This window comes from Paenibacillus sp. YAF4_2 (assembly GCF_052113225.1).
Lineage (GTDB): Bacteria > Bacillota > Bacilli > Paenibacillales > Paenibacillaceae > Pristimantibacillus.
Map to the genome: position 1 here is coordinate 555567 of NZ_JBFRCT010000003.1, position 19158 is coordinate 574724.

General features: G+C 48.3%; 14 protein-coding genes and 1 other annotated feature. Of the genes, 13 read left to right on the forward strand and 1 reads right to left on the reverse strand.

Translation table 11 applies throughout. The features are described from left to right. Window positions 1-99: 99 nt before the first annotated feature. The 9 genes from hemA (at window position 100) to AB4Y93_RS09985 (ending at window position 10403) form a co-directional block, all read left to right on the forward strand. Window positions 100-1470 carry a glutamyl-tRNA reductase gene (gene hemA / locus AB4Y93_RS09945; protein WP_441891387.1) on the forward strand — a complete coding sequence of 457 codons (1371 nt, stop codon included), beginning with the start codon at window positions 100-102 and terminating at the stop codon, window positions 1468-1470. A 45-nt stretch (window positions 1471-1515) separates the two neighbouring features. After that, complete coding sequence (locus tag AB4Y93_RS09950; protein WP_441891389.1) at window positions 1516-2331, forward strand: cytochrome C assembly family protein; 816 nt, start codon at window positions 1516-1518, stop codon at window positions 2329-2331. Window positions 2332-2345: 14 nt separating this feature from the next. Beyond that, complete coding sequence (locus AB4Y93_RS09955) at window positions 2346-3011, forward strand: precorrin-2 dehydrogenase/sirohydrochlorin ferrochelatase family protein (RefSeq protein ID WP_441891391.1); 666 nt, start codon at window positions 2346-2348, stop codon at window positions 3009-3011. Further along, window positions 2995-3972 carry a hydroxymethylbilane synthase gene (gene hemC, locus AB4Y93_RS09960; RefSeq protein ID WP_441891393.1) on the forward strand — a complete coding sequence of 326 codons (978 nt, stop codon included), beginning with the start codon at window positions 2995-2997 and terminating at the stop codon, window positions 3970-3972. Before AB4Y93_RS09955 ends, hemC begins: the two co-directional genes overlap by 17 nt. After that, the gene (gene cobA / locus AB4Y93_RS09965; RefSeq protein ID WP_441891395.1) at window positions 3969-5522 is read left to right on the forward strand and encodes a uroporphyrinogen-III C-methyltransferase; all 1554 of its coding nucleotides are present in this window, start codon (window positions 3969-3971) and stop codon (window positions 5520-5522) included. Before hemC ends, cobA begins: the two co-directional genes overlap by 4 nt. A gap of 69 nt (window positions 5523-5591) precedes the next feature. Next, the gene (gene hemB / locus AB4Y93_RS09970; protein WP_441891397.1) at window positions 5592-6587 is read left to right on the forward strand and encodes a porphobilinogen synthase; all 996 of its coding nucleotides are present in this window, start codon (window positions 5592-5594) and stop codon (window positions 6585-6587) included. Window positions 6588-6591: 4 nt separating this feature from the next. Continuing rightward, window positions 6592-7887: a glutamate-1-semialdehyde 2,1-aminomutase gene (gene hemL / locus AB4Y93_RS09975; protein WP_441891399.1), complete on the forward strand. Its 1296-nt coding sequence runs from the start codon at window positions 6592-6594 to the stop codon at window positions 7885-7887. 94 nt (window positions 7888-7981) lie between these two features. Then, window positions 7982-8929: an RluA family pseudouridine synthase gene (locus tag AB4Y93_RS09980; RefSeq protein WP_441891401.1), complete on the forward strand. Its 948-nt coding sequence runs from the start codon at window positions 7982-7984 to the stop codon at window positions 8927-8929. Window positions 8930-9035: 106 nt separating this feature from the next. Then, on the forward strand, window positions 9036-10403 hold the full coding sequence (locus AB4Y93_RS09985; RefSeq protein WP_441891403.1) for a LysM peptidoglycan-binding domain-containing protein: 1368 nt from the start codon (window positions 9036-9038) through the stop codon (window positions 10401-10403). A 389-nt stretch (window positions 10404-10792) separates the two neighbouring features. On the opposite strand, the gene AB4Y93_RS09990 is transcribed toward AB4Y93_RS09985, so the two are convergent. Next, on the reverse strand, window positions 10793-11392 hold the full coding sequence (locus AB4Y93_RS09990; RefSeq protein ID WP_441891405.1) for a TetR/AcrR family transcriptional regulator: 600 nt from the start codon (window positions 11390-11392) through the stop codon (window positions 10793-10795). Window positions 11393-11603: 211 nt separating this feature from the next. Between AB4Y93_RS09990 and AB4Y93_RS09995 the strand changes: the two genes are divergently transcribed. From AB4Y93_RS09995 to murC, 4 genes are all read left to right on the forward strand, one after another. Further along, on the forward strand, window positions 11604-13097 hold the full coding sequence (locus AB4Y93_RS09995) for an MDR family MFS transporter (protein ID WP_441891407.1): 1494 nt from the start codon (window positions 11604-11606) through the stop codon (window positions 13095-13097). A gap of 71 nt (window positions 13098-13168) precedes the next feature. Continuing rightward, window positions 13169-13398: a binding site (T-box leader), on the forward strand. A gap of 174 nt (window positions 13399-13572) precedes the next feature. Further along, on the forward strand, window positions 13573-16224 hold the full coding sequence (locus tag AB4Y93_RS10000; RefSeq protein WP_441891409.1) for a valine--tRNA ligase: 2652 nt from the start codon (window positions 13573-13575) through the stop codon (window positions 16222-16224). A gap of 28 nt (window positions 16225-16252) precedes the next feature. Further along, a complete protein-coding gene (locus AB4Y93_RS10005) occupies window positions 16253-17629 on the forward strand; it encodes a bifunctional folylpolyglutamate synthase/dihydrofolate synthase (protein ID WP_441891625.1) in 1377 nt (458 codons plus the stop codon). Between the two features lie 7 nt (window positions 17630-17636). After that, a complete protein-coding gene (gene murC, locus AB4Y93_RS10010; RefSeq protein ID WP_441891411.1) occupies window positions 17637-19025 on the forward strand; it encodes a UDP-N-acetylmuramate--L-alanine ligase in 1389 nt (462 codons plus the stop codon). Window positions 19026-19158 lie beyond the last annotated feature (133 nt).

A 19158-nucleotide genomic window follows, 5' to 3' on the forward strand; every position in this document is an offset into this window, starting at 1 on the left:
AACATTATTCATAAATGAAGACATTATGAAGGCATTTTCGTATGTCGAACTATGTTATAATCATTCTAACGAAATTTTAGGAAAGGCAGGTGATCGCGCATGCACATTATCGTAGTCGGTTTGAACTATCGGACAGCCCCTGTAGAAGTAAGAGAACGGTTTGCTATAGCGGAGAAAGAATTGTCAGAAGCGCTCAAACAACTAATGAACACAAGCAGTATTATGGAATGTGTCATTGTTGCGACCTGCAATCGTACTGAGCTGTATGCGGTAGTGGATAGACACCATTTGTGCGGACATTATATTCGCAGTTTTATGGAACAATGGTTCAAGCTGCCTAGGCAGCAGTTCACGAGTCATTTATATATGCATGAAGATGACAAGGCCATTGAGCACCTATTCCGGGTGACAAGTGGTCTTGATTCTATGGTGATTGGCGAGACGCAAATACTTGGACAAGTGAAGGACGCATTTGCGCTGGCGCAGCAGCAGAAGACGACAGGGACATTATTTAACATGCTGTTCAAGCAAGCTGTTACGATGGCTAAGCGTGCCCATTCGGAAACAACGATTGGAGAATCGGCGGTTTCGGTCAGCTATGCGGCAGTTGAACTAGGTAAACGGATTTTTGGCCAATTTAGCAAGAAGACGGTAATGGTAATTGGCGCTGGTGAGACCGGCGAATTGACGGCCAAGCATCTGTATGCGAACGGTGCCGATCGAGTTATCGTTGTCAACCGGACATATGAACGGGCAGCGCAGCTTGCTGAGAAGTTCAATGGTATCGCGAGCTCTATGGAGGATGCGGTTAACAAGCTCCATGAAGCAGATATTGTGATTAGCTCAACAGGTGCCGATGGGTATGTATTAACACGAGAGGCTGTTGCAGCCGCCATGAAGCGCCGAAAGTCGAAGCCGCTCTTTATGATTGATATCGCTGTTCCGCGTGACCTCGATCCCGGTATTGCTGCAGTTGAGAATGTGTTCTTATACGATATCGACGATTTGGAAGGCATTGTAGCGAGCAATCTCGAACAACGTCGGAAGGAAGCGGAGAAGATCGAAGCGATGATTGAACAAGAACGCGAACAGTTCGAACTATGGTACAAGACCCTTGGCGTTGTGCCGCTGATCCGTGCCTTGCAGACCAAGGCTGCTGATATTCATGAAGAGACGCTTAATAGTCTGACGAACAAGCTGCCTGATCTGGATGAGCATGAGTTGAAAGTTATCCGGAAGCTGACGAAGAGCATTGTGAACCAGATGATTCAAGATCCTATCCTGCGGATTAAAGAGATGGCTGGAGACAAACATTCGGAAGATGCAATGGATATGTTCGTGAAGTTGTTTGCGCTTGAAGATGAGCTGGCCCAGTCGAAACAAGAGGAAGCGAACACGGCGGCTGCGGAGAAAAAGAAAAACATGCCTGCACGTTCTGCTGCTTCGGCACTGGCGTCCATCCTTCGATAATAGCGCGCTACCCGAATAATCGCGAAGGGCGGCAAGGTGGAAGCTATGTTCTTAACGCAAAAATGGATATACGACGCGATACTTTATATATACGCCCTGAGCCTTCTGTTTTACTTCTCCGATTTCATGGATGCGAACCGGAGAGCTAAGCGGATTGGAACAGGGCTCCTTATTTTTGTGTGGATTTTACAAACGATCATACTTGTAAGCCGGCTTGTGACTCATTTTGAGATCACAGCGATCTCATCTTTTGAATATTGGCTCGGCTTCTCGTGGCTTCTCGTTACGATCTCACTTGTGATCAGTCAATTTTTCAAAATCGAGTTTCTGGTCTTCCTTGTAAATATCGTAAGCTTCTCCGTACTGGCCCTTAATCTTTACAGCCGGCCCGGAATGGATGAACAGTTTGGCGTATCCCAAGCGATGCGCGATTTGCTTCTTGTACATATTAGTCTGGTATTATGCGCTTATGCATCACTTACTATTGGATCTATATTCGCAGGGATGTACTTGTTCCTGCATCGTCAGCTCAAAGGGAAGAGATGGACTCCCTTTACTCGAAGGCTGCCAAGCCTTGATAGGATCGAGCGGTTCTCGGACCGTGCCATTATTATTGGCGTACCGCTGCTGGCACTGTCGTTATCCGTTGCGGTTACCGTGCTTTTGGCAGAAGGCAGGCCGCAGCTGCTGTTCGACTGGAAGGTCCTTACTTCGTTTGCGACTTTGATCTTTTATGTAAATTATATTATTCAAAGGGCGATGCTAAGACGTCCGGGCACTCAGCTCGCAAGACTTCATCTCATTGCGTTTGTTATGTTGATTATTAATCTTTTATCCAGTTACTTATCGACCTTTCATTGAAAAAGGGGATGCACATGTATCCGATAATGCTTCAGCTTCGAGGCGAACGCGTCGTTATAATCGGCGGCGGCCGGATCGCAGAACGAAAGGTAAAAGGCCTGCTAGAGGCGGGGGCAGATGAAGTGGTTCTCATTAGCCCACAGCTTACACCACGCTTGCAGGAACTTGCTGCATGTGGATCCATTGAATGGCAAGGTCGTCCTTATCAATCTTCTGATGCCGAATGTGCAAAGCTGCTATTTGCTGCGACAGATGATTCAGAACTTAACCGTCGTATCGCGAAAGATGGCAGGCGGGCCGGGGTACTAGTGAATAACGTTAATGAGGCGGAAGGCAGAGGCTTTGTTAATCCAGCGGTTGTACGGCGCGGAGATTTGCTTATCGCCGTCTCGGCTTCAGGAGCAAGCCCATCTTTATCTGTCCGATTGAAGCGGGAGCTGGAGCAGCAATACGGCAGTGAGTACGCGGATAGTCTGGTGCAGCTTAGAAAGCTGCGTGACTATGTGAAAACTTCAGTCTCGGATGTATTGGAACGCGAAATTTTGCTGCGGCAAGCTGCTGAAGAGGTGCCGTTCGGGAGTGGAACCGGGATAGATATGAAAGCTTGGATAGACAGACTTCGAACGAAGCGGCTTGAAGATGGACAACGGGAGGATAATCATAATGGAAAAAGCGAATAACGAACCGCGTACAATCGTGGTTGGGACACGCCAAAGCGCATTAGCTTTGACACAAACCGGGCAAGTTATTGATGAACTGAAGCGAATCAGCGAAAAGCATGGGTTCGATTATAAATTTGAAATTCGGAAAATTGTGACGAAAGGTGACCGCATTCTTGACGTTACTCTATCCAAGGTTGGCGGTAAAGGCTTGTTCGTTAAAGAGATTGAACAAGCCTTGCTTGATGGCGAGATTGATATGGCTGTGCACAGTATGAAGGATATGCCATACGAGCTGCCGGAAGGGCTAACAAACGGCGCAATACCGAAGCGTGTTGACCCACGCGATTGTCTCATTATGAAGCAGGGTGCCTCGCTTGATGATTTGCCGGAGGGAGCTCGAGTAGGAACGAGCAGCCTGCGCCGCTCCAGCCAGCTTAAAAATATGCGTCCGGATCTTCAGCTTGATTCGATACGCGGCAATATTGATTCCCGGATCCGTAAGCTGGAAACCGATGGCTTTGACGCCGTTGTGCTTGCTGCTGCGGGTCTTACACGTATGGGATGGCAGGACCGGATCTCCGCTTATATTCCGGTAGATCTTTCTATACCGGCTGTTGGACAAGGCGCACTTGGCATCGAGTGCCGCGTTCAAGATAAGGCCGTTCGGGAATTACTTGATTTATTCAACGATACAGAAACATCGCTTGCCGTCAGGGCCGAGAGAAGCTTCCTTGGTGCACTGAACGGCGGCTGTCAAATTCCAATTGGTGCTTTTGCAGTGGTTCAGAAGATGGTGGAGGACAGCTTCGAGAATGCAGAGCTGGAGCTGACGGGTATGGTAGGGTCCCCGGATGGAGAGGTTATGCTGAAGGAAATCCGGAAAGGGACGGATCCTGAGCAGCTTGGCCGCGATGTAGCAGATGCACTGGTTGCCAGAGGTGCAGATCGCATTTTGGCAGAAGTCGGGGAAAACATATGAATAAAGGGATCGTCTATTTAGTTGGCGCAGGACCGGGTGATCCGAAGCTGATTACAGTTCGTGGACTGGAGTGTTTGAAAAGAAGTGATGTTGTTGTCTACGATCGTCTGGCTAGTCCTAGGCTTCTCCGTCATGTGAAGGAAGGCGCCCGCAAAATCTATGTGGGCAAGCTGCCAGACCGTCATACGATGAAGCAGGAAGAAATCAACCAGCTGCTTGTTGATTTGGCGCTTGAGGGTCATACGGTTACAAGGTTGAAGGGCGGCGATCCGACGATATTCGGGCGTGTTGGCGAGGAAGCGGAATTGCTGCAGGACAATGGCATATCTTTTGAGATTGTTCCAGGCATTACATCAGCTATTGCGGTGCCTGCTTATGCGGGCATACCGGTTACCCATCGGGACCTTGCTTCTTCCTTATCGATTATAACGGGCCACGAAAGCCCGGATAAGCTTGACCGCTCTATCCATTGGGACAAAGTAACGAATGCAACAGGGACGCTTATATTCCTTATGGGCGTTGCCAAGATCGGCTATATTGCCGAGCAGCTAATCCGTCATGGCAAGCCCGCGCATACACCAGTTGCCTTGATTCGCTGGGGTACACGTGTTGAGCAGGAGACGATTGTTGGCACGTTGGAGTCGATTGAGCGAATCGTGAAAGAAGCGAATTTTCAGCCTCCTGCTGTTATCGTCGTTGGCGAGGTTGTGCTGCAGCGGGAAAAGCTGAAATGGTATGAGCAAAAGCCATTGTTTGGCGCACGTGTGCTTGTTACCCGTGCCAGAGCGCAGGCTAGTGATCTGGCTGACCGGATTGAGGAGCTTGGCGGTGAGCCTTGTGAGCTGCCTGTTATTGAAACGCGTGAGCCAAAGGATGAAGCTGTAGTTGCATCGATTCGTACAGCTCTAGCTGAAGCGGAGCAATATGACTGGATCATGTTCACTAGCGTGAACGGGGTTGATTATTTCTTTAACTGGCTGGCGCGATTTGATGTAGATATTCGTCGTTTCCATGCAGCTCGTATTGCAGCTGTTGGTCCTAAGACGGCCGAAGCGCTTCGGAAGCGGGGGCTTGGCGTTGTCCAGCTGCCAGCCAAGTTCCAGGCAGAAGGTATGCTTGAGCAACTGGATTCAGAGCTTAAAACGGGTGACAAGGTGCTGCTGCCACGCGGCGATCTTGCTCGTGAAATATTGCCTCGGGAACTTTCGGGGAGAGGTCTCCTGCCAGTTGAACTGGATGTATATGAGACGGTGCTGGCAGATGATCAAGATGAACAGGCATTGGACTGGATCCGCAATCGGGAGATTCATGCGATTACGTTCACCAGCTCGTCAACGGTAACCAATCTGCTTGAGCTGCTTAAGCGTAAAGGGATTGAAGACCCTGCTGGACATCTTGCAGGCATCGCTATTGCCAGTATTGGTCCGCTTACCACGCAGACGGCGGAGGAGGCAGGGCTTACGGTTACGATTGAGCCAGAAGAGGCTACGATAGATGCGCTAGTTGAGGCTCTCGTTCAACATCAAATCAATATTCGCTTGAATGTTTAATCATAAATTATTTAGAAATTATTATTACATCCATCAGGACCTTAGGACCGAGATTGAGGAGGAATTCACATGGCATTCCCAATTGTAAGACACCGCAGATTGCGCCAGTCGGCCGCTATGCGCAGCATGGTTCGTGAGACTATGCTGACAGCTAATGATTTTATTTATCCGATCTATGTGAAATATGGGACGAACATCAAAGAAGAGATCAGCTCGATGCCGGGTGTATACCGGTTCTCTCTTGATCTTCTGGAACAAGAAATTCGTGAGATTACATCACTTGGCATTCCATCGATAATGCTGTTCGGCCTGCCGGACCATAAAGATGCAGAAGGCACTTCGGCTTATGATCCTAATGGTATTGTTCAAGAAGCAACTCGTCTGATTAAGAAATGGGCACCTGAGCTCGTGGTGATGGCGGATACTTGTTTGTGCCAATTTACCGATCATGGTCATTGCGGAATGGTACATCAGGATGAGGTGACAGGAACGGCTGTCGTAGATAACGATCCATCGCTTTCCTTACTTGTTCGCACGGCTGTATCACAAGCAGAGGCTGGGGCTGACGTTATCGCTCCATCCAACATGATGGACGGCTTTGTTGCAGCCATTCGCGAAGGTCTTGATGAAGCGGGCTTTAGTCATGTTCCGATTTTGTCGTACTCGGTAAAATATGCTTCTGCTTTCTACGGACCATTCCGCGATGCAGCCAAATCATCGCCACAGTTCGGCGACCGCAAAACGTATCAAATGGACCCTGCTAATGCCCGTGAAGCACTTCGGGAAGCAGATTCTGATGTTACAGAGGGTGCGGATATGCTTATGGTGAAGCCTGCGCTGTCATATCTTGATATCGTTCGCCAACTGAGAGAGAACTTCGATCTTCCGATTGTTGCTTATAACGTTAGCGGAGAATACGCGATGGTCAAAGCTGCTGCAGCTAATGGCTGGATCGATGAACGTGCTATCGTTCTCGAGAAGCTGATCAGCATGAAGCGTGCTGGTGCGGATCTCATTATTACCTACCATGCGAAGGATGCTTCGCGCTGGCTGAGAGGAGAATAAGCGGATGAGTATTGGCAATAGACGTGATGATCGTTCGAGAGAGGCATTTGCCCGCGCAAAACAAGTACTTCCTGGCGGTGTGAACAGCCCGGTACGTGCTTTCAAATCGGTAGGTCTTAACCCGGTTTATATGGATCATGGCAAAGGAAGCCGTGTATTTGACATAGATGGGAATAGTTACCTTGATTATGTCGGTTCATGGGGACCGCTTATTATGGGCCATGCTCATCCGGAAGTAATCGAAGCGATTAAGAAAACAGCTGAGAAGGGAACAAGTTTTGGCGCACCAACTGAGCTGGAAACATTGATGGCTGAGCTGGTTGTAGAGCGTGTTCCTTCGGTTGATATTGTCCGCATGGTTAACTCGGGTACAGAAGCGACAATGAGTGCGCTTCGCCTCGCTCGTGGTTATACGAAACGAAGCAAAATTTTGAAATTTGAAGGCTCCTATCATGGACATGCTGACAGTCTGCTGATTAAAGCTGGTTCCGGCGTGGCGACATTAGGCTTGCCGGACAGCCCTGGCGTACCGGAAAGTGTTGCCTCCCAAACGATTACGGTGCCTTATAATGATCTGGAATCTGCTAAGCTGGCCTTCGAGAAGTTTGGCGAGGAAATTGCTTGTATTATCGTTGAACCAATAGCGGGCAATATGGGCGTTGTGCCTCCACTGCCAGGCTTCCTGCAAGGACTACGAGAGCTGACGGAGCAATACGGCAGTCTCTTGATATTCGATGAAGTAATGACCGGCTTCCGCGTCCATTACAACTGTGCACAAGGGCTTTATGGTGTGACGCCTGACCTTACCTGCTTCGGTAAAGTCATTGGCGGCGGCCTTCCGGTTGGCGCTTATGGCGGCAAACGCGAGATTATGGAAATGATCGCACCAAGCGGCCCAATCTACCAAGCTGGTACGCTTTCGGGTAATCCGCTTGCTATGGCAGCAGGTTATACAACGCTTAAGCTGCTGACGAAAGAGACATATGAGCTTCTGGAGCGTCAAGCCGTTAAGCTTCAGCTTGGCTTCGAGAGCAATGCGGAGAAGCATGGTATTGCCAGCACGATTAACCGTGTCGGTTCAATGGTATGTCCATTCTTTACGGATACCCATGTCATTAACTTCGAGACGGCGAAGACATCAAATCTTGAACAGTTCAAAAAATATTTCTCGGCTATGCTTGATCTTGGCGTGAGCATCGCTCCTTCGCAATTTGAGGGAATGTTTGTGTCTGCCGTCCATTCGGACGAAGATATTAAAGCAACCATTGCAGCGCATGACCAGGCGCTTGGCAGCTTATAAGAGCGAAAAGCTTATGCTTACGAAGTAAGAGTCACCGCAAATGGCTGGACTAGGCCGTTTGTGTGGTAATTATTTTAAGGAGATATAATAATCCATGCAAAAGCATCCTTACCGGCGCGTAGGGCAATGGCTGGAGCTTCACCCGGCAGATCTGCTGGGTGCGGAGCTGATCTCCATACCGGAGGCCGGCAGTCACCCGCATTTATTGCGGCAATGGCTGCTGGCCCGTTCTGTATTTCCGGCAAAATGGATTAATCGCTTATTCTCCGTTGGTGGTATTCGATGGGAAGGGGAGGCAATTCGCCTTCTTGCATTTCCTGCTGTAGATCCTGCCGCTGATCCATTGTACTGCAAAGCGCAAAATAATAAAGACGATGTTCAAGTGTTGTATGAAGATGATTTTTGTCTTGTGATGAATAAACCTGCAGGAATGCCCGTTCATGAATCTTACTCCGGGCAGACAGGTACTCTGGACCAGGCGGCTGCACATTGGCTGATGAAGGCAGGTGATCCGGTGCTTGTCCGGCATATTCATCGTCTTGATGACGATACTTCAGGTCCGGTACTATATGCGAAGAATGATCTTGCTCAATGGGTACTCGATGAAGCGATGCGAGAGAAGCGGATTGATCGCCGTTATCTGGCCGTTGTACATGGCAAACTTACGAAATCATCCGGTTCGATTCGAGCATCGATCGGCAAGGACCGTCATCATTCCTCCAGGCGTATGGTGACGCCAAGCGGGGATACGGCGGTAACGCATTATGAGACAGTTCAGACGTATCCACAGGCCTCTCTAGTCCGATTACAGCTGGAGACAGGCAGGACCCATCAAATTCGGGTGCATATGAGCTATATCGGTCATCCCCTTGTTGGAGACAAGCTTTACGGAGGCGATTCCAGACTGCTGCCGCATCAAGCTTTGCATGGAGAACGGCTGCTTTTCCCGCATCCATGGACAGGAGAAATGGTTCAGGCACAAGCACCGGAGCCTGTTTGGCTGAAGTCACTGCTTGACAAGCTGGCCGGCCGGACAAATTGATAGTCATGCTCCTTATTTCCTCGCCATATAGATAGTAGTGAATGTAACTTTAGCCCAAGCTTATGCATTTACTATCTATTCAGGTAATAGGGAGGGAGGACATCGCGTGACGGATCAATCCAAGGGACTGCGATTTGATTTGTATGAGCGTATTCACTTGCCGGATGAAGTAGCGGCGATTGATGAACTGGAGGAGATTGAGCTTACCCCGCGTATTCAGGTGGTCGAGCAGGGGGATCATGCGGTACTAAGAGGGCAGCTGCTCTTAAATGGTGTGTATCGCGGCCAAACCGATGGAGGCAGCCTGCAGACGCTGGAGCATTGGATTCCGGTCGAGATTACACTGCCGCTTAATCGTGTATCCAGGCTCGATGATATTTCGGTGGAGATCGACAACTTTGACGTCGATTTACTGTCCGCTCGGACATTAAATGTGACGGGCGTCTTGTCACTCCGGGGTATTCTTGTAGAGCCGCTTCCGGATGCTGAGGAAGCCTGGCGCGAGGAGCCGATTACGGCTCTGCATGAACGTGAGGCCTCTGAGGATGAATTTCCAATTGAAGCCGCGAACCCTGAACAGGATGAATGGCAGTCCGTAACGCAGCAGCCTTATTTTACAGGCTTTGCAGGTCAATTGCCGAATGCTCAACGTGTAGAAGAGACGTCGTTTGAGGATGAAGATGAGGCGGAAGAGGAAGAAGAAAACTTCGAAGCCTTTGAGGAAGCAGAGCAGGATGAGGAAGAGGCTGAGGATTCGGCTGAGGAAGCGGAAGCTTCTGTGACGATTTCGGCATCCCCAAGGGATGGCGGCTGGTCAGCATCGCAATGGTTCCAATCCAATCAGCCTGCTGCTAATCAGCCCATTGCACAGCCATTTCAGTCGGCTGCGCCAGCCCAGCCTCCACAACTGGAGCAGCGGGAAAATACTTACGCTTCAGAGCAGGAAGAGCAAGATGAGGATGAATGGCAGGAGCCGTTTGAGGAGGAAGCAGCACAAAGTCCGGATCAATCCTTTGCATCCTTTGCTCAAAATTCTTCAAGCGAGCCCGATTGGAATGTTCAATCGGAGTCGTCTCGTATTCCGGATAACGACAAGCAGGAGATTCGAATTGGAGTAGGCAGCAAGCAGCCGGAGGCTGATCCGGAACAGGCACCTAATGTCGGACTGATGACGCTGCTTCAGACGAGCAGACGTGAGCAGGCAGCCCGCCAAGTGGCGGAGCAGGTAGCGGCAAAGCAGGCCGAGCAAGAGAAAAGCCGCTCATCCGGCGATGAGATTGAGTGGAAAACTCTCTTCCTGAATAAGCAGTCGGATGAAAATGAATTCCGCAAAATCAGAGTCTGCATTGTGCAAAGAGACGAGACGCTGGAATCCATTGCGGTAAGGTACAGCTTAAATCCACGTGAGATTCTGCTCTACAACGGCTTGAACGAGTCTTCCGTTGCAGAGGGACAACTGCTGTATATCCCTTAAGCTTTAACCCAATTGAAAATGAGAGGCTGTCCCATCGTCATCTGGATGACTTTTGAGACAGCCTCTTATTTTTGTGTGGATTTTGAGGAGGAATAACTTGTCCTCACGATTCTAACGAACCATAGAATGCTTATTTGGCGAAAAACAGTGACCTCAAGAATCTAACGAATCCTGGTGTCGCTATTTGACTAGTTTGTGACAAAAAGATGGTCATATGCAGTGAATAGCGATAGAGGGTTCGTTACAAAATCAAACCTATCCTATTTCAGCAATTAGAGTGATAAAGATTCGTTAGCCGTGAAGCGAACGGACTTCCCCCTCCAATACAAATAAAAGAGGTGACAAATTTGCCACCTCTTCCGTAATCATTCCTCTAGTTGATATACGTATTACCGCGTGAATAGCGGGTTAATGAATGTTCCGCAATAATTATCAGCGATTTGTTCGATCGAGTAGCCCAGAACCCTGGAGTAGTAGATCAGTGATTCCGGAGCCATCGCACTGATCAGCGTATGTGCCGTAAATTCAGGAGTGAGTGGGATAATCTCGTTTTTGCTCAGAGCTTCTTCTAGCAGGGCGATATAGATGCTGTTCAATTGTAAATAGTTTGGACTTTCAAAAAAGTTCATATCATCCGGCTTGCAGGGCTTGCTGATCTTAATGACATTAAGCCAAACCAGCTGTTCATTAGAAAAATACAGCAGACGCCGAAAAACGGAGGTCAGTCTTTGCTGAACCGTCAGCTCCTTCATGGATTCGAGCATGATAGTGATTTCCTCTATCAAGCTCTCGAATATATCATTCATTAGATCCATACATAAGTCGGATTTATTTGCATAACGCCGATACAGCGTACCTTGTCCAATCTGAGTAGATTTAGCAATTTGGTGCATGCTGACTGCTTCGACGCCGTGTTCGGCGAAAAGGGACCTGGCGGTTTGCAAAATCATCTTGCTTACCTCTTGCGAGTCCTTCTTTTTATCGGTCATGCGCGCACCCTCCATTTCATGCAAATTATTAAGAAAAAATAAACAGAGCAAGGCTGTATTGACAACCGGACAATTGTCCGGTATCATACGTTATCGGACAATTGTCCGCAGTCGGCTTGCACCTAACCCATTTTACTGCTGCTTCATAAATAGGTCAAGACGCCGTAAGGCTAGATACAGATAGAAGTATAATTTAGGAGGAGAGAAATTAATGACTGAAGTAAATGCAACAAACAGCTCCATGTCTATCAAATCCATTATGGTGCCGCTTCTGGCTATCATTGTGGGTATGTTCATGGTTATTCTTGATGGTACGGCAATGAACGTAGCGATTCCTAAGCTGCGTGACGATTTTGGAGGAGCGTCTCTGTCGCTCGTGCAATGGACCGTTACGGGCTATGCACTTGCACAAGCAGCCGTTATTCCACTGGCTGGTTGGTTATCCGACCGCTTTGGAGCGAAGCAGATTTATTTGACTTCAATCGTTTTATTCACAATTGGTTCTGCGTTGTGTGCGCTCGCGACTAATGCTGAGCAATTGATTATTTATCGTATTATTCAWGGCCTTGGCGGTGGTATGGTTGCTCCAATCGCAATGGCATTTACTTATCGCTTAAGCCCTCCGGGCAAACAAGGTGCGGTAATGGGCATGATCGGTATTCCTATGCTGCTTGCTCCTGCACTTGGACCAGTACTTGCCGGCTGGCTTGTTGACTACGTAACTTGGCACTGGATTTTTATTATCAATATCCCTGTTGGTGCGGTAGCGGTCTTCCTTGGTCTTCGTACATTGCCGGCTTTGGCACGCCAATCCGTTCCACAGCTTGATCTTCTTGGTATGATCTTTGCACCACTTGCCTTTGCAGGTCTTGCATACGGTGTAAGTGAAGGCGGTACTGACTGGGGCTCTACGAAAACGTTGACTGGTCTAATTGTTGGCGGCGTGTCCCTTATTATCTTTATTATCGTTGAATTGAACCGTAAGCAGCCTTTGCTGGAACTTCGTGTATTCAAATCCCCGGATTTCTCCAAAGGTATTGTTGTTCAATGGGTTTCGCAAATTGCTCTCTTTGGTACCTTGTTCCTGTTCCCGTTGTTCTTGCAAACAGCGAAAGGTTACTCCGCTCTTGATACGGGCTTGATCTTGCTTCCGCAAGCATTGGCAGCTGCGATCTTTATGCCTATTGGCGGGAAACTGTTTGACAAGATTGGTGCTCGTCCGCTTGTTATGAGTGGTCTTGCGATTGTCACGATTGGCGCATTCCTGCTTTCTAATATTTCGGCCGATGCAACAGTAGGCACTTATATTCTTCCTTTGATTTTGCTTGGAGCGGGTATGGGCCTTTCGATGATGCCGCTTAATACACATATTATTCAAGCAGCACCTCCTGAACTGGTTGGTCGTGTTACATCCCTTACAAGTGCTGCCCAGCAGGTTATGACTTCCTTTGCGGTAGCTGGCCTAGCAACGATTCTGGCTCGGCGCACGGAGCATTATATGGCGTCGGAAGGCATTACGAATCCTGCTGACATTACACCAGCTATTGCGTCGCATATTGCTTCAGCTTCCTATGGCGACACGTTCCTGATCTTAACGATCGTTGGTGTTGTGGGTACTTTGGTAGGTTTCCTGCTGTCGAAGCCTAAGCGTGCGGTTGGCAAAGATGCAGAAAAAGCAGAAATGCCAATGATGATGGGTCACTAATAGGCGTAGTCACAAGTTGACTTTCGAGGACATCTTGGATAAAATATGCTATATCTGATTTTTTTCAACATATGTTGACGTTGAAGGGGAAGAGTTAGCAGCCAAGCCTTCAGAGAGCGGGACTGTAACGCTGAAAGGTGCCGCAGGAATTTACTGCTATGCTTGTCGCCCCGGAGTTGCTTGAATGAAGCGGTTTCCGTTATTTCGAGCCGGCCACAGCCGTTATCTGTTTGAGTGCCGTGCTTATTTTCTGAGCGCGGAACAAAGGTGGTACCACGGAAGATAACCTTTCGTCCTTTGCTATAAGGGCGGAAGGTTTTTTTGTATTTCTATCCAAGCAATGACAAGAGTGGTAATGCTTACGAAGTGAAATTGTATTCACAATTTTTTTAGAGCAAATGCTTACGAGCATGAATTACCACAATGGTTAATGGTTTACCTTTGGTATGGCAATTCATTTTAGGAGGATGTAAAGATGTCAGACAAGACAACGATGCCGACGACTTATGATCCGAAGGCTGCCGAGCAGAAATGGTATGATTTCTGGCAGCAGGGTCAATTTTTCAAGGCGGGCCAGCGCCCGGAAGCAGAACCATTCACCATTGTAATTCCGCCGCCGAACGTAACAGGGATGCTGCATATCGGGCATGCGCTCGATTTTACCCTTCAGGATATTATTATTCGTACGAAACGGATGCAGGGCTTTGATACACTCTGGCTGCCTGGTACCGATCACGCGGGTATCGCAACTCAAACCAAGGTGGAACAGAAGCTGCGCGAGCAAGGATTAAGCCGTTATGACCTTGGCCGTGAGAAATTCCTAGAGCAAGTATGGGATTGGAAAGAGCTTTATGCGAACACAATCCGTGAACAGTGGGGCAAGATGGGACTGTCTCTGGACTACTCTCGCGAACGTTTTACATTGGATGAAGGCTTGTCCAAGGCAGTTCGTGAAGTATTCGTTCGTTTGCATGAGAAAGGTCTGATCTACCGCGGCAAAAAAATCATTAACTGGGATCCAGCTGCACGGACAGCTTTGTCCGATATTGAAGTTGAGCATAAAGAACTGAATGGTCATCTGTACCATCTGCAATATCCTCTCAAAGACGGCAGCGGGCATATTACCGTTGCAACAACTCGTCCGGAGACGATGCTTGGTGATACAGCTGTAGCTGTTCATCCGGAAGACGAGCGTTACAAGCATCTGATTGGCCAAATGATCGTATTGCCGGTTGTTAACCGTGAAATTCCGATCATTGCTGATGAATACGTAGAGAGTGACTTTGGATCCGGCGCGGTTAAGATTACGCCTGCACATGATCCTAATGACTTCGAGGTTGGTCTTCGTCATGATCTGCCGCAAATTATTGTTATGGATGAGACAGGCACAATGAATGAACATGCCGGTCCTTATCAAGGTCTGGATCGTGCAGACTGTCGTAAACAGCTTGTGAAAGATCTGCAGGAGCAAGGCGTTTGTATCCGAATTGAGGATCATGTCCATCAAGTCGGCCATAGCGAGCGCAGCGGCGCAGTAGTTGAGCCTTACTTGTCGACACAATGGTTCGTGGCCATGAAGCCACTTGCTGAGCGTGCTATTGAAGCACAGAAGGCTGGCAATGGTGTCAACTTTGTACCAGATCGCTTCGAAAAAATTTATTTGAACTGGATCGAGAATGTCCGCGATTGGTGTATTTCCCGTCAACTATGGTGGGGTCACCGTATTCCGGCTTGGTATTGCGAGTCTTGCGGGGAAATGCATGTTGCCCTTGAAGATGTAACTGCATGCTCAGCTTGTGGTAGCACATCGCTCCGTCAGGATGAAGATGTTCTGGATACATGGTTCAGCTCCGGGCTGTGGCCGTTCTCGACACTTGGCTGGCCGGAAGAAACGGAAGACTTCAAACGTTATTACCCGACCAATGTTCTCGTAACGGGTTATGATATCGTTTATTTCTGGGTAGCGCGTATGATCTTTACAGCCCTTAAGTTCACGGATCAAATTCCATTCAAGGATGTATTAATGCATGGTCTTGTTCGTGATGCTGAAGGCCGCAAAATGTCCAAGTCGCTTGGCAACGGTATTGACCCGCTTGATGTTATCGAGAATTATGGTGCAGATGCCATGCGTTACATGATCTCGACTAGCAGTACGCCAGGGCAGGATTTGCGTTTCCGTCTTGAGAAGGTCGAGCAAGCACGCAACTTTGCAAACAAGATTTGGAATGCTTCACGCTTTGCGTTAATGAACCTGGAAGGTTTCTCGGCTGCGGATATCGATATCAAGAGCAATCTTGGTACGGCAGAGCGCTGGATTCTTCATCGTTTGAATGAAACGGTACGTGAAGTAACTCGTCTGATTGACAGCTATGAATTTGGCGAAACAGGCAGAATTCTCTATAACTTCATTTGGGATGATCTTTGTGACTGGTACATCGAGTTTGCGAAGCTGAACCTTTATGGTACAGATGAGCAGGCAAAACGCGCGACACAATCGGTACTCGCTTATGTGCTTGACCGTACGCAGCGCCTGATCCATCCGTTTATGCCATATATCAGTGAAGAGATCTGGCAGCATCTGCCGCATGACGGCGAATCTATTACGGTTGCAGCATGGCCAGTGTATGACGAAGCGCTTGAAGCTCCTGAAGCAGTGAAAGAAATGGAACTGCTGATGGATATCATTCGTGCGGTGCGTAACGTTCGTGCAGAAGTAAATGTGCCGATGAGTAAAAAGGTAGAACTGCTGATCAAGCCTTCAGGAGAAGCGGAGGCTGTTATCGTCAGCCGCAACGAAGAATTCGTAAGACGCTTCTGTGGTACTTCATTGCTGGAGACAGGTGTTGCAATTACTGCTCCTGACAAAGCGATGACCGCGATCGTTACTGGTGCTGAACTTTATCTTCCGCTTGCCGGCTTGATCGATATTTCGCAAGAGATTACACGCCTCGAGAAAGAGGTTGCTACACTTAACTCCGAAGTAGAGCGTGTGGAGAAGAAGCTTAATAACGAAGGTTTTGTAGCGAAAGCGCCTGCTAAAGTAATTGAAGAAGAACGTGCTAAAATGATGGACTATGCTGACAAACGCGACAAGGTGCTTGCAAGAATCGCGGAATTACGCAGCTAATGATCTGATGGAAGAAGGACGTTTATTTATGATCGATAACGGGATAGAAATGGAACGAAGCGGTATGCTTCGTTCCTATAAAGAAGCGGTCGATTGGATCAACGGGCTTATCCCGTTCGGAATCCGTCCGGGACTTGATCGTATCGAGCTTCTGCTGGAGCGGCTTCATAATCCGCAGCGCAGACTCAAATTTATTCATATTGCCGGTACTAACGGCAAGGGCTCGACTTGTGCTTACTTAACGAGTGTATTGTTAAAATGCGGTTATGATGTGGGGACGTTTACTTCGCCATACATTACGAAGTTCACGAACCGATTCCAATATAACGGCCAAGATATTGAAGAAGAGACTCTTCTTAATCTTGCAAATACGCTTAAGCCGCATGTTGAAGAGATTGCAGCGACTGAGCTTGGCTCTCCAACGATGTTTGAAGTGTCGACAGCACTGGCTATTCTTTTCTATGCCACGGTTACTTATCCGGACTTTGTAGTATGGGAGACCGGCCTTGGCGGTAGAATGGATGTTACGAATATTGTTACGCCTATTGTTTCGGTCATTACAAATGTTGGTCATGACCATATGGATCGTCTCGGCAATACACTGGAAGCAGTCGCTAACGAGAAGGCAGGTATCATTAAGGCCGGTGTTCCTGTAATTAGTGCAGTTGATCAGCCAGAAGTGATTGAAGTCGTAAAACGGACGGCAAAAGAGAAGAAAAGTACACTTTATCTTATTGGCGAGCAGTTTAACATCAAAGAGCTGTCCAGTAAGGAAGATGAACAGGTTTTCCGCTTTGAAGGCATGTTCCGAGCGATTGACCCATTAACGATAACACTTAATGGTGGTCATCAACGGACTAATGCTGCCGTTGCGGTAATGACTCTTGAGGTGCTCCGTCAGTACTACGCTTTAATCCTAGAAGATGACGCTCTCGCAGAGGGACTGCGCACGGCTGAATGGCCTGGACGACTGGAGATTGTATCACAATCGCCGCGTATTCTTATCGACGGCGCGCATAATCCGGAGGGCGCGGCATCGCTTGTAGAGACACTTCGCTCGACGTATCGATATGATCGGCTTCATGTCATGATGGCGATGGTGGAGAATAAGAATCATCGTGATGTTCTAAAGCATATACTACCAATAGTGGATACGCTTATCGTGACCGAGCCTGATTTCCGCAGCAAACTTGATGCGGAACTTCTTGCCGATCTTGTCCGCGAAGAGAAATCGGAGGAGCATTCCTTTGAGCTTATCGTGGAGAAGGATTGGCGCGAAGGCCTCCGCAAATTGCAACAAATGACCGGGGAAACAGACCTTGGGGTGGTCACTGGTACGCTTTATTTAATAGGTGACGTTCGCTCCCGCATATTGTACAACTCGGATTCTGAAAAAGGTTGGTGAACCGTCTTTGAATACGGCAGAACATGTTCATTTCATCGGAATCGGCGGTTACGGCATGAGCGCGATCGCCCGCGTTATGCTTGAAATGGGTTATAAAATTACCGGTTCCGATGTGGCCCGTCAGGAACTGACGGAGAAGCTTGCGGCTAAAGGCGCGCAAATCTATATCGGCCATGAGGCGGATCATGTAAAGGGTGCCGATCTTGTCGTTTACTCGACAGCACTCTCCAAAGACAATGTAGAACGGAAAGCAGCGGAAGAACTTAATATTCCGGTGCTGCATCGTGCTCAGATGCTTGCGCGGCTCATGAATGCTGGCAAAGGCGTTGCTGTTGCCGGAGCGCATGGGAAGACAACAACATCTTCTATGATTGCTCTCGTCATGGAGAAATGCAAAGCTGATCCAACGTATATTATCGGCGGCGAGATTGTTAACGTGGGAACGAACGCTAAAGCAGGTAAAGGCGAGTATGTCGTGGCGGAAGCAGATGAAAGCGACGGATCATTCTTGCAGTATCACCCAAGCATTGCAATCGTTACAAACATTGAGCCTGATCATCTGGAGAATTATGATGGTGACTTTGGCAAGCTGAAGGCTGCGTATGTTACATTCCTGTCTCAGGTAAAGTCTGGCGGTAAAGCGATAGTGTGTGCGGACGACGAAACGATCACCGAGCTGCTGCCTAAGCTTGACAGCGATACAACGTCCAAGCTGATTACGTATGGCGTTAACAGCGATGCGGAGTACAAAGCGGAAAATATCCGTCTTGGTGATCGTAAAGTAGCGTTTGAGATGAGTAAGCGTGGTACAGCGCTTGGTACAATTCAATTATCAGTCCCAGGACTTCACAACGTTTATAATGCGATGGCTACGGTTATTACTTGCCTTGAAGCAGGATTGACTTTCGCAAACATTGCGGAAGCTATTCATGAGTTCATTGGTGCGAAACGCCGGTTCCAGGTGCTGGGCGAAGTGAATGATATCTTGGTTATTGATGATTATGCGCATCACCCAACAGAGATCCAAGCGACAATCAGCGCGGCTAAAGCAACAGGAAAACGGATTATCGCCGTGTTCCAGCCGCAGCGTTATACGCGGACCTTCTTCCTGCTTGAACAATTCAGCCGGGCATTCCCGGAAGCAGATGAGGTAATTATAACGGATATCTACTCGCCGGCAGGCGAACAGCAAATCGAAGGCGTCCATTCACGGAAGCTTGTTGATATGATTAAGACAAACAGTAATGCCAATACGTTATATATCCCTACAAAAGAAGAGGTGCTGGAGCATTTAACTGCTAAAGTTGCTCCAGGTGATCTCGTCATTACAATGGGAGCGGGCGATATTTGGAAGACAGCGGATGCGCTTGCGAAAACGTTGAAGGCAAAAGTATAAAACGTAGGCGAAGAACGCCCTGAAAACCTCGAAGGAGGCTTTTCAGGGCGTTTTTTTGTTCGGACCAAATCTATCATAAATCTCTTAAAAGTCTCATAGAGTAGGAATAGAAGAATGGGACAAGGAGAGAATG